Genomic DNA, 12,522 nt, shown 5'->3' with positions numbered 1-12,522 from the left:
TACCGGCTATCAATAGCTATTCGAGCGCCCATCGCGAGCGACCGGTTCAAACGGCAAATCAGCCCTTCGGGCAATCGAGCGAATTGTCTGCAACGGGTCGGAAGTGCGCGTTGACGACCGGCCGCTTTCGGGAGGCGAAATACCAATGACCGCTTTGCGGCGATGAGCCTGAAGCGCGGATGGTCTCAGCCCGACCGAGATGGAATGGACACCGCCCTCCCTTCGGGGACGTCGAGCGCGACAGGAGTGACGAGCCCTCCAGAACCGATCGGCATCAATGTGCCAGAGTGGAAGTTCGACACGTCCACTTGAGGAACGGAGGGCCCAAATGAATGCTACGACATACGGACTGGATGTTGCAAAGCTGGTTTTCCAGATGTACTGGGTCGATGCGCAATCCGGCGAGATAACCAATCGGCGCTTCCGACGCGATGAGCTATTAGTCTTTCTAGCGCAGCGGTCGGCGGGCCGTGTGGCGCTTGAAGCATGCGGTAGTGCCCACTGGTGGGCCCGCAAGATCAAAGCGCTTGGACACGAGGTGGTGCTGTTACATCCGAAGTTCATCCGACCGTTCGTTCAGACGAACAAGACCGACGCGGCTGATGTGCGCGCAATCTGGACGGCGGTTCAGCAACCGGAGATGCGAACGGTAGCTCCAAAGACTGAAGACCAGCAAGCGATGCTTGGTTTACACCGAATGCGCTCGCTGCTGATCAAGTTCCGGACCATGCAGGTGAACCAGTTACGAGGCCTTCTGTATGAGTTCGGTGTGTCGTTCCGCGCCGGGCGCGTCGCCGGACTCAACGAGATCCGGACGCGCATGGCGGAGCTCGAGGACACCCTGCCGGGAACCATGATCAGCAGTCTGCAGGACCAGTTGAAACGGATCGACAGCATCGAACAGGATATTGATCAGCTGGAGAACAAGATAAGCGTGTGGCACAAACAGGAGGCGGCATGCCAGGCTATCGCCGCAATCCCGGGGATTGGCAAGCTCAGTGCAACTGCACTGGTCGCCACCATTGGGGATGCATCGACATTCAGGTCAGGTCGTGAGTTTGCGTCGTTCATCGGGTTGGTACCCCGGCAAAGCGGTACCGGTGGCAAGGTCTGGCTGGGAGGGATATCGAAGCGGGGTGATCCTTATCTGCGCACGCTGCTGATCCACGGTGCGCGCTCCGTCATGTGTCATACCAAGGTACCGGGAGATTGGCAGAAGGCAATCCAGGAGCGACGACCAGGCAATGTGGTGGCAGTGGCCCTAGCCAACAAGATGGCGCGCACGGTGTGGGCTATTCTCGCGCACGGAAGCACGTACGACAAACATCATGTAAGCATTAAACCCGCCTAGCCGGGCCAACATCAAGGCAAAGACGGGAGTACCGATAGGTTGCTGAGGTTGATTCACATGTGATGGCGAAACAGGTCGGACCGCAGGAACGCAAACCTGAACACGGCCTTGCGCTTAAAAGTGCGTGACCGAGACGAGGACGTTCCCGGCGAAATCCATCAGGGCCCGCAGGCTTCGGCTTGCATCACAGGCCGGATATAAGACTGCAGCCGGTACCTCGTTTTAAGATCACATCAAGATCAATCTGGCAAACCGGGCGGTGTCCATATAAGGATTGCGGTAGGGATGCCCATTACTGAGCACCCCCCGCACAGATCCCGGCGTGCCCAATTCGGGCACCGGGCTCCTACCTCGGGTGTTTGACGGCGAAGCGCCGATCAGGCCACGGATGAAGGATTCGAGGGGGCGGAAGCCAGGCATTGGCGATTCGTCTCATTCGCTCCCACGTCATGGCGTCCTTCTGACTGCGCCGCCGGAGCGTGCGCCGCCATAGATCGGTGACGTGATGTCGGAATGCGACGAGTGCCCGCGAGTTGGTAGGCACCGCGTGATACGCGAAGTATCCGCGAACCACCTGCCTGAGCCATTGCCCTTGCACTGGAATCGGTTCGTGCATGCGCTTCCGGAGCGCCTCCTTGATCTGCCTGAGTCTCGCCCGCATGCGATCCCCTCGGGTCTTCCGCTGTAACTGGAAAGCCCCGCGACGAGATCTGCCGCAGATAAAGATGAAACCCAGAAAGGTGAAGGTCTCCGGTCGGCCAAGACCCCGTCTCTGGCGGTTGACCGCTGCATAGCGGCCGAACTCCAGCAGTCTCGTCTTGTCCGGATGTAGCTCAAGCGAGAACTCTTCCAGCCTCGATCGCATCGCGTCCCAGAAGCGCCGCGCGTCAGCTTCGTGCTCGAAGCCGACAACGATGTCATCCGCATACCGCAGGATGATCACGTTGCCCGTTGCTTCCCGCCGTCGCCACCGGTTGGCCCAGAGATCGAAGACATAGTGCAGGTACACGTTCGCGAACAGCGGTGAAGCCACTGATCCCTGTGGTGTACCGGTCTCACTGACGCTCAGCTCTCCGTCTTCCAGAACACCCGCCTTGAGCCACTTGCGCACAAGGCGGATGATGCGCTGGTCGCCGATCCGGTGCTCAATGAAACGGACTAGCCAACTCTGGCTAACCGAGTCGAAGAAGCTCCGAAGGTCCGCGTCCAGAATCCAGTTCACCGGGGTGTGGGTGATGGCCGTCGCTAACGCATCCAGCGCATCATGTTGACTACGCCCGGGCCGAAACCCGTACGAGAAACCAAGAAAGTCTTCCTCGTATATCGCGTTCAGCACTTCCACCACCGCACGCTGGACGATCTTGTCTTCCAGCGCGGCAATCCCCAGCGGGCGCTGTTTGCCGTCCGGCTTCGGTATGTACTGTCGCCGAACAGGCAGTGCCCGGTACGCTCCGCTCTGTACCTGCGAGAACAGGCGCTGGAGATTCTCTTCCAGTCCTGCCTCGTAGTACCGCCACGTCAGGCCATCCACTCCGGGAGCCGCACTGCGTTTGAGCGCAAAGAATGCCATCCGAAGTCGGTCGACTGTGACGTGGTGTAGAAGCGCGGTGAACCGCTCCTTCTTCCGCTGTCTTGCAGCCTGCCGTACACGTTCCAGCCGCTGTGGCACGCTTGCCCGGTTCTGCGCCCGGTGCGTGTGTGGCTGACCCGTGTTCCCCTTGGTCCCCGCCCTTGGCTCCACCCACTCCGCAGCTGGTTCCCCAGCCTTGTTCGCAGGCTTCATCGCTACTACGGCGGAGTCTGACTTCTCCCGTCCGTTCATCATCGGCTACGGCTCCTCGCCTTCCCGATGCGGACCTGTCCATCCTGCGACAGGCCAGACTGGAGATCTCCCGGTTCCCTAACAAGGAGCGTGCGCACATGCCAGGTTCTACGACCACGCCGGGTCATCCGGGCGCTCGCGATTGCGCGCTCAGACGTTTTGCCTTCCGCTACACAGACAGCGTCGGCACCCGGAATCAGTTTTCTATCGTGGCTCAATGGCTGGCCTGCACGTACCCCTGCCGACGCTTCGCCGACATCCTCGCGGATGCCTGCGCACGGCTCGGGGCCGATGTGGTTCGCTATTCCTTCATCGCAGTGGACTTGCACCACTTACTCCTTGCCGGTCTCCCGGCGCACCCGTGTGAAAACGCGCGCTCAATGCGCCACCCTGAAAAATCGACTCTTCAGATCGCGCTGTATTGGCTTGGTAGTCACTCGGGAAGGGTAAAGCGACACCCGAAAACCTTGCACTTTCGCGTTTTCACACGGGTGCGCCGGGAGACCGGCAAGGAGTAAGTGGTGCAAGTCCACTGCGATGAAGGAATAGCGAACCACATCGGCCCCGAGCCGTGCGCAGGCATCCGCGAGGATGTCGGCGAAGCGTCGGCAGGGGTACGTGCAGGCCAGCCATTGAGCCACGATAGAAAACTGATTCCGGGTGCCGACGCTGTCTGTGTAGCGGAAGGCAAAACGTCTGAGCGCGCAATCGCGAGCGCCCGGATGACCCGGCGTGGTCGTAGAACCTGGCATGTGCGCACGCTCCTTGTTAGGGAACCGGGAGATCTCCAGTCTGGCCTGTCGCAGGATGGACAGGTCCGCATCGGGAAGGCGAGGAGCCGTAGCCGATGATGAACGGACGGGAGAAGTCAGACTCCGCCGTAGTAGCGATGAAGCCTGCGAACAAGGCTGGGGAACCAGCTGCGGAGTGGGTGGAGCCAAGGGCGGGGACCAAGGGGAACACGGGTCAGCCACACACGCACCGGGCGCAGAACCGGGCAAGCGTGCCACAGCGGCTGGAACGTGTACGGCAGGCTGCAAGACAGCGGAAGAAGGAGCGGTTCACCGCGCTTCTACACCACGTCACAGTCGACCGACTTCGGATGGCATTCTTTGCGCTCAAACGCAGTGCGGCTCCCGGAGTGGATGGCCTGACGTGGCGGTACTACGAGGCAGGACTGGAAGAGAATCTCCAGCGCCTGTTCTCGCAGGTACAGAGCGGAGCGTACCGGGCACTGCCTGTTCGGCGACAGTACATACCGAAGCCGGACGGCAAACAGCGCCCGCTGGGGATTGCCGCGCTGGAAGACAAGATCGTCCAGCGTGCGGTGGTGGAAGTGCTGAACGCGATATACGAGGAAGACTTTCTTGGTTTCTCGTACGGGTTTCGGCCCGGGCGTAGTCAACATGATGCGCTGGATGCGTTAGCGACGGCCATCACCCACACCCCGGTGAACTGGATTCTGGACGCGGACCTTCGGAGCTTCTTCGACTCGGTTAGCCAGAGTTGGCTAGTCCGTTTCATTGAGCACCGGATCGGCGACCAGCGCATCATCCGCCTTGTGCGCAAGTGGCTCAAGGCGGGTGTTCTGGAAGACGGAGAGCTGAGCGTCAGTGAGACCGGTACACCACAGGGATCAGTGGCTTCACCGCTGTTCGCGAACGTGTACCTGCACTATGTCTTCGATCTCTGGGCCAACCGGTGGCGACGGCGGGAAGCAACGGGCAACGTGATCATCCTGCGGTATGCGGATGACATCGTTGTCGGCTTCGAGCACGAAGCTGACGCGCGGCGCTTCTGGGACGCGATGCGATCGAGGCTGGAAGAGTTCTCGCTTGAGCTACATCCGGACAAGACGAGACTGCTGGAGTTCGGCCGCTATGCAGCGGTCAACCGCCAGAGACGGGGTCTTGGCCGACCGGAGACCTTCACCTTTCTGGGTTTCATCTTTATCTGCGGCAGATCTCGTCGCGGGGCTTTCCAGTTACAGCGGAAGACCCGAGGGGATCGCATGCGGGCGAGACTCAGGCAGATCAAGGAGGCGCTCCGGAAGCGCATGCACGAACCGATTCCAGTGCAAGGGCAATGGCTCAGGCAGGTGGTTCGCGGATACTTCGCGTATCACGCGGTGCCTACCAACTCGCGGGCACTCGTCGCATTCCGACATCACGTCACCGATCTATGGCGGCGCACGCTCCGGCGGCGCAGTCAGAAGGACGCCATGACGTGGGAGCGAATGAGACGAATCGCCAATGCCTGGCTTCCGCCCCCTCGAATCCTTCATCCGTGGCCTGATCGGCGCTTCGCCGTCAAACACCCGAGGTAGGAGCCCGGTGCCCGAATTGGGCACGCCGGGATCTGTGCGGGGGGTGCTCAGTAATGGGCATCCCTACCGCAATCCTCGACCCTGAGCCGCCGGTCATTTTTCTCGGAAGCGGACCTTCGAATGCCCAACCTATCGAGAGACCTCGCTTCGCGGTTCCGTGCAAAAATCTGGATTTTTCTAATATGGATCGACTTGACTCATGACTGAATATCGCTGCAGCAGGTTAGAAATGAGAAGGCTGTCGCCGCCGGAATGGATGCAGGCATACCCTGTCATCGCTCAACTTCGGTCCCTCGAAGAACGCGAATTCCTAGAGCGGACCCGCCTGCAATCGTATTCGGGCTACGAGCTTGTGGCAGCATTTCACGATGGGAAGATTATCGGAGTGATGGGCATGAGACCCGTCCGCACGTTGGCGCGCGGGGCACACCTTCATATCGATGACCTCGTGGTAGATACGACGGGCCGAGGGAGCGGTGTTGGCCGATCCTTGATGGAATATGCCGAATCCGACGCCCGTGCTCGTGGTATGACCGCGATATTTCTCGACGCGCGACCCGACGCCGTTCCGTTCTATGAGCGAGAGAACTATGTGTTACACCCCGCACCTTCAATGAAGAAAGTTCTGGTGCCTTAAGGCAAGCCGGCCACGGTTGGCGCGATTCGCCTACGTCGTCAGCCTATGAATTGTCAAAGATTTGCAACCACTGCGAGAGGTCCGTTCTTGGCCGATAGGGTGGAATCGCCAATGGCCGCTTGTTGGCGCTTCGGTTCGCAGAATATGAACTCGGCCGAGTGACCGGTTTGGAGAATGTCATCTGACCGCAGTGGGTCGACTTGGGTCGAATGCGGCCTGATCGACGACGGCGCGTTGTGGCGGTCCGTGTCAAACCGGGGTCGGCCATCTGCGGACGTCCGTTTAGGTGCTCACATTGAGGTCCGTGAGTCGGCTCCGCCGCTAAAAGCGGACTATCACGCGTAGCTGATACTGGCGAGTCATACCCGTCGCGTCCACGGAACGATAAATTTTGGAAGATCCTGAAAGGACTGTGCTTGCTCCGCTGACTACGCGCTTACGGCTGACCGTAGAAAGTCGACAAACGCACGCACTTTCGCTGATAAGTGGCGATTCTGTGGATAGAGGATGGAGAACGGGCGGGAGCGTCCACCATATTTCTGAAGAACCTCCACGAGATCGCCACGCTTTAAAGCTTCTGCCGCGGCGAAACGGTAGGTCTGGTAAAGGCCGCCGCTCGCATTGACCCAGGCGACGCACCCTAGCGCATCATTGAGTACCCGCATTCGGCTCTTTATCGGTTGTTCAATCTCGGCCCCTTTTTCATCAGTAAACAACCACTGCATCGGTCGCCCAGTATTAGGGGACACGTATTGAATGCAGTTATGCTTCTCAAGGTCATTGAGCGATAGCGGCGTGCCTCTTCTACGTAAGTAATCTGGTGTACTGAAAACGCCTAAAGACGCATCCTCCAGCTTATATGCCACCAGTCGCGAATCACGCTGGATGCCTAATCGGATAGCAAGATCAAACCCCTCTTCAACAAAATCAATGATCTTGTCGGAGATACTTATCTCGATGTCGATCTGTGGATAGGCCTCGGTGAACCTGGGCATCAAAGGCAGTAAGCGATATGTCCCGTAAGCGGCACTGACGCTGATGCGCAGCAGCCCACTCGGCACTGTCTGTGCGCCGGTGATCGCGCGCTCGGCCTCGGCGATTTGATCGAGCGCTATCTGACACTCCTTCCAATAAAGCTCCCCTTCATTTGTGACCTTGACGCTGCGCGTTGTCCGCGAAAACAGGCGCACACCAAGGCGCTGTTCGAGCCGACTGATCGATCGACTGACCGCTGCCGGGGTTACGCCAAAAACCTCGGCCGCGCCTGTGAAACTTCCCAACTCCGCGGCTTTACAAAATTGCTCGATGCTGCCGAGCTGGATCGATTCGATGGCGGCCATTGTTTGTTCCAAAATGTAATAGATGAATTGATGTTTACACCATTTATGTATGGACAGCAAGGTAATAAAGTGCATTCACTGCTCGCGCAGACAAGGAATTGTGACCAGCTCCTATACGCATACGGGTTGGCGCCATCTTCAACTTACATTCAGGAACGACGCAAATGACTACCAAACTGCACGTCTTCACCTCGCCCTCGGCCTTCCCCAACCCACAGCGCCTGCGTCTGTTCATGCATGAAAAGGGGATCGCAGATCAGTTTGACGAAACCATCTATGACATGACGCCGGTCGGCGAACAGCGTGGCTGGCGTCACTTGAAAATGAATCCATGGGGCGAAACGCCGACGCTTGAACTTGCTGACGGTAGCTTCCTTTCCGAGACTGCCGCCGTTGTCAGATATCTCGACCAGTCCTATCCCGGTCGAAAGATTATGGGCGACACGCCCTTGGAGCAGGGCTTGGACAATATGTGGGACAACCGCATCTGGGTTCACATCCTGTATCGGATTGTCACGGCCTTCCACGTTTTGCATACGGGTCTCGGTTTCAAGCTTGAACTGACGAAGAACGAGGCATGGGGTGAGCACTGCCGCAAGGAAGCATTGGCCCATGCCGCGCTGGTCAACAAGCATCTGTCGGACGGACGGCAGTGGCTGCTGGGCGGTGATGAACCGACCTTCTCTGACATAACGCTGGCGACCGCAATCGCGTTCTCGAAGTTCCCGGTGAACGCCACTCCGCTCGACGAGCGTTTTGAATTTTTGGATGCCTACTGGCAGCGTTGGCAACAACGGCCGAGCTTCAAGGCCGCCTATGCCGACGGTAACAGCGGCATACCGGAGCTGGATAATCGGGCATAAAATGGGCTGGGCATCGCGCGACGCTCAGGAAAATGAGCCCGCGCGATCCGGCGACGTCATACCTCACGACGCGTTGGGCACTTTATACTCAGCAGCTTACACAGGCGGCGGTACTGGCCGCCCCAACCATCGCAGGCGCACTATCCATTGCTGTGCTCAATGACATTACGAATGTCGGCGCTTGTTCGGCCCAATATTTTCGGCATAGGAACATTGCGCGATATGGTCAAGAAAACCTCTCCCGAACAACGCCGTGAGCTAGGTACCTTCCTCTCCAGTCGACGGGCGCGTCTGCAGCCTAAGGAATTTGGTCTGCCTGAGGGCCCGCGGCGCACACCGGGCTTGCGGCGCGAAGAAGTCGCCGTGCTCGCAGGCGTCAGCGTCAGTTGGTACACCTGGCTCGAACAGGGACGCGACATCCAGCCCTCCGCAGACGCACTGCGGCGCATCTCGAAGATTCTCAAACTCGATCGGGTCGAATCCTCTCATCTCTTTGCGCTTTCGGCCCGTGAGGAACCGGCCGTCGTGACCACCGGCGGAGTTACCGAAGGTCTGGATAGGCTGGTTCGCGCGATCAACCCCATCCCTGCCTACGTGCGCAACACGCGATTAGACATACTCGCCTGGAATGATGCGATTGCGGACCTTTTCGTCGATTACGGCTCGCTGCAGCCGCACGAGCGCAATACGTTACGCCTGCTGTTTCTCTATCGCCCCTATCGCACGCTGATCCTCGATTGGGAGCAGATGGCGCGCGGCATGATCTCCACGTTCCGCGCCTCGCGCGCGCATGCGCAGGACAAAGTTCCGTTCGACGATCTGATTAATGAACTCTCGCAACAGAGCGCTGAGTTCCGTGACTGGTGGCAGGACACGGACGTGAAAGGTTTTGATGAGGGCAGCAAACGTCTGCGGCATCCGACTTCCGGACATATCGATTTCACGTATGTTGCGTTGACGCCGGAGGGTCGGCCCGACCTTTCGCTGGTGACGTATATCCCGCGCCATACTGCCTATGACACGCAGTCATAGGATTACAAGACGCCTTCTTCACTCGAATCGCTTTGTCTAGACTGGCATCACTAAATCGCAAACGGGTGTTTGCGAACAAAACCCAAGTCTGGAGGTAAGTATCATGAAACTCATTCAATCACTCGTCGTCGCCGCTGCTTTTGCTATTCCGGCTGTATCGTCGTTCGCCCAGTCAGAGGCACCTGTTAGCCGTGCGCAAGTGCGTGCTGATTTGGCTCAACTTGAACAGGCGGGCTACCAGCCGGGTGCTGGCGACCAAGCAACTTATCCGGTGCAGATTCAAGCCGCCGAAGCACGTGTCACCGCGAAAAATAACGCCGCTTCGGGTTACGGTGGAGTCTCGGGCGGATCATCCTCATCAGGCGCCTCGCTTAAGCCAACCGCCAATATCGCTACGAAGTCGATCAATTCGGGTCACTAAGCTGATCTGGAGCATCGGCAAAATGCGGCCTAAGGCTGGTTGCTGTCTTGATCGATAGCAAGCCAGCCATCTTGTTTTAGTACCTCCTCCTACGGCATATTTGCCGGTGGATCCCGCCCAGCTACGGCTGGCTTTTTTTTCGTACGCCGAGCTACCGCTAGATAAAAAATCAAAATGCGTTTGCTCAATTTCTTTGCCATTCGATAGCGGCACCTAGCGGCTTATCTTGATCGGAACTGGATGGTCCGCGCCCGACCCGCATTTCTGCCCATGTGGGCATCACGCGTATCGATCTCACGTATGTCGCAATGACGCCAAGGGTCGGCCCGACCTTTCCCTGGTGACGTATATCTCACACCATGCTGCCTATGACCCGCAGTCATAGGATTACGAGACGCCTTCTTCACTCAGATCGCTTTGCCTAAACTGACCATCAGAGCAGCACCTCATTCGCTGATTTCATCTGTCAAGGAGGCAATAACGATGTCGAATCACAACGCTCAGCCAAACACTAACGCGGTCAACGTCGCGACCTCGCGTAACCCTGCGACCAACGAACTGATCGCAACCTATACATTCCAGTCTGCCAACGAAGTGGAGCGCCTGCTTGTTGATAGTGCTGCAGCTTTCCGCCTGTGGCGGGCGACGCCGATGCGAGAACGCGTCGCTGCCTATCATCGCCTGTCGGCGATCTTGCGGGAAAGATCAGATAGCCTGGCCGCTCTCATCACCGCCGAGATGGGCAAGACCATCGGCGCAGCGCACGCAGAGGTCGAAAAATGCGCCGCCACCATCGAGTGGATCGCAGAAAATGGCCCTGCGATCATCGCAGACGAACCGGTCTCAGTCGATAGCGATGACGAGGTCCATGTTTCGTATCTGCCCATCGGCACGGTTCTGGCCGTCATGCCATGGAACTTCCCTTTGTGGCAGGTGGTACGCGCCTCTGGTCCGATCATGTTGTCGGGTAACGGCTTTTTACTGAAGCATGCGCCCAACGTTATGGGTTCTGCTTATGCCCTGCAGGAGGCGTATGAAGCTGCCGGCTTTCCAAAAGGACTTTTCGCCAATCTGAATACCGACAACGAGACAGTAGCCCGCACGATCGAGGATGATCGGATCGCGGCGGTCACGCTGACAGGAAGTATGCGCGCGGGCTCGGCGGTGGCTGCCACAGCAGGAAAAGCACTCAAGAAGAGCCTGCTGGAGTTGGGCGGCGCTGACGCCTTCGTTGTCCTGTCCGATGCGAATATCGATCTGGCAGTGGAAGCGGGCATTAAAGCGCGATTCCAGAACGCCGGGCAGGTCTGTCTGGCCGCCAAGCGGTTTATTCTTGAAAAGCCCATCGCCGAAGAATTTACTCGCAAGTTCGTTGCTGCCGCAAAGCAAGTAAAGGCGGGGGACCCGCTTGATCCTGAGAGCACGATCGGGCCGATGGCGCGCCACGACTTGCGCGACGAACTACACCAGCAGATCGAACGTACCATTGCGGCCGGCGCGACCCTGCTGCTCGGTGGCAAGAAAATTGAGGGCACCGGCAACTTCTACGAACCAACGGTGCTAGCTGACGTCACCCCGGGCATGGCGGCATTCGACGAGGAAACATTCGGGCCGGTGGCAGCGATCACGGTGGCAGACAACGCAGAACACGCGATTGAGCTTGCCAATACCAGCGATTACGGACTGGGCGGCAGTCTCTGGACCAACGACATCGCACAAGCACAACGCATCGCACGTCGCCTGGAGACTGGTGGCGTATTCATCAACGGCTATCCCGCCTCGAATGCTCGCATTCCGGTCGGTGGGGTAAAAAAGAGTGGCTACGGGCGCGAACTGTCGCATTTCGGCTTACGCGAGTTCACCAACGCCCAGGCGGTCTGGGCCAAGGTCGTGGCCTGATCCACAACCATCACATCGAAAAACAAACGACTAATTCTCGAAGGAATAGCCATGATGTCTAATCTCAAATCCAGTCCTGTTTTGCAAGCGGCTACAATCGGCGGCTTGCTCCTGAAGAACCGCGTTGTGATGGCACCGATGACGCGCAGTCGCTCGGACGATGCCGGCGTGCCGCCTGACTATGCCGCCGATTACTATTCGCAGCGCGCTGATGCAGGTCTAATCATCACAGAGGCGACCAATATCTCGGCACAAGCGCGTGGCTACCCACGCACGCCGGGGATCTGGACTAGCGAACACATTAAGGCGTGGAAACACGTGACCGAGGCGGTGCATCGCCGAGAGGGCAGGATCTTCCTGCAGCTCTGGCACACGGGACGGATGTCACACCCCGATATGCATGCCGGTGCGCTGCCTGTCGCACCATCGGCGATCAAACCGGCCGGACAGATCCGCGTCCACGATGGCATGAAAGATTTTGTCACGCCTCGTGCGCTCGCGACGGACGAAATCCCGTTGATTGTCGAGGAATATCGCCGTGCTGCGGAAAACGCGAAGCTTGCCGGCTTCGATGGTGTCGAAGTGCATTCGGCCAATAATTACCTACTCGAACAATTCATTCGTGACAGCACGAATCATCGTTCGGGCAGGTATGGTGGTTCGGTAGAGAATCGATTGCGTTTCCCACTCGATGTCGTCAAAGCCGTTATCGATGTTTGGGGCGCAGACCGCGTCGGCATCCGCATTTCGCCAGTCACTACGACCCCGGGTGACACACCGCCCGACAGCAATACGATGGAGACATACGGTGCATATGTAGACGCGTTGTCA

Annotated in this window: 11 protein-coding genes; 9 read left to right on the top strand and 2 right to left on the bottom strand. The window is 58.4% G+C overall.

Annotation, left to right across the window (positions count from 1 at the left end; all coding sequences use genetic code 11):
* Positions 1-328: 328 nt before the first annotated feature.
* Positions 329-1,351, top strand: a complete 1,023-nt coding sequence (locus BLW71_RS21385; RefSeq protein WP_091801152.1) for an IS110 family RNA-guided transposase — start codon at positions 329-331, stop codon at positions 1,349-1,351.
* A 346-nt stretch (positions 1,352-1,697) separates the two neighbouring features.
* Here the strand turns inward: BLW71_RS21385 and ltrA (BLW71_RS21380) are convergent, their stop codons facing one another.
* Entirely contained in the window at positions 1,698-3,176 is a 1,479-nt protein-coding gene (gene ltrA / locus BLW71_RS21380) for a group II intron reverse transcriptase/maturase (RefSeq protein ID WP_091801149.1), read from the bottom strand.
* Between the two features lie 95 nt (positions 3,177-3,271).
* On the opposite strand from ltrA (BLW71_RS21380), the gene BLW71_RS41735 reads away from it, so the two are divergent.
* From BLW71_RS41735 to BLW71_RS21360, 3 genes are all read left to right on the top strand, one after another.
* Complete coding sequence (locus BLW71_RS41735; protein ID WP_177205104.1) at positions 3,272-3,691, top strand: hypothetical protein; 420 nt, start codon at positions 3,272-3,274, stop codon at positions 3,689-3,691.
* A gap of 329 nt (positions 3,692-4,020) precedes the next feature.
* Positions 4,021-5,499: a group II intron reverse transcriptase/maturase gene (gene ltrA / locus BLW71_RS21365; protein ID WP_091801149.1), complete on the top strand. Its 1,479-nt coding sequence runs from the start codon at positions 4,021-4,023 to the stop codon at positions 5,497-5,499.
* 199 nt (positions 5,500-5,698) lie between these two features.
* Positions 5,699-6,136, top strand: coding sequence for a GNAT family N-acetyltransferase (locus BLW71_RS21360; protein WP_091801146.1), 438 nt, complete (start codon positions 5,699-5,701; stop codon positions 6,134-6,136).
* A 428-nt stretch (positions 6,137-6,564) separates the two neighbouring features.
* Here the strand turns inward: BLW71_RS21360 and BLW71_RS21355 are convergent, their stop codons facing one another.
* On the bottom strand, positions 6,565-7,476 hold the full coding sequence (locus BLW71_RS21355) for a LysR family transcriptional regulator (RefSeq protein WP_091808680.1): 912 nt from the start codon (positions 7,474-7,476) through the stop codon (positions 6,565-6,567).
* A 164-nt stretch (positions 7,477-7,640) separates the two neighbouring features.
* Between BLW71_RS21355 and BLW71_RS21350 the strand changes: the two genes are divergently transcribed.
* The 5 genes from BLW71_RS21350 to BLW71_RS21330 form a co-directional block, all read left to right on the top strand.
* Positions 7,641-8,339: a glutathione S-transferase family protein gene (locus BLW71_RS21350; RefSeq protein WP_091801144.1), complete on the top strand. Its 699-nt coding sequence runs from the start codon at positions 7,641-7,643 to the stop codon at positions 8,337-8,339.
* A 171-nt stretch (positions 8,340-8,510) separates the two neighbouring features.
* Positions 8,511-9,371 carry a helix-turn-helix transcriptional regulator gene (locus BLW71_RS21345; RefSeq protein WP_286162067.1) on the top strand — a complete coding sequence of 287 codons (861 nt, stop codon included), beginning with the start codon at positions 8,511-8,513 and terminating at the stop codon, positions 9,369-9,371.
* Between the two features lie 103 nt (positions 9,372-9,474).
* Entirely contained in the window at positions 9,475-9,792 is a 318-nt protein-coding gene (locus tag BLW71_RS21340; protein WP_502686832.1) for a DUF4148 domain-containing protein, read from the top strand.
* A gap of 483 nt (positions 9,793-10,275) precedes the next feature.
* A complete protein-coding gene (locus BLW71_RS21335; protein WP_091801134.1) occupies positions 10,276-11,691 on the top strand; it encodes an NAD-dependent succinate-semialdehyde dehydrogenase in 1,416 nt (471 codons plus the stop codon).
* Between the two features lie 51 nt (positions 11,692-11,742).
* The coding region (locus BLW71_RS21330; protein ID WP_502686831.1) for an alkene reductase at positions 11,743-12,522 on the top strand (780 nt) is incomplete at its 3' end.

Origin of the sequence: Burkholderia sp. WP9, from assembly GCF_900104795.1 — a bacterium.
In the GTDB taxonomy this organism is placed as follows: domain Bacteria; phylum Pseudomonadota; class Gammaproteobacteria; order Burkholderiales; family Burkholderiaceae; genus Paraburkholderia.
This window is presented reverse-complemented; position numbering and strand designations above follow the sequence as displayed.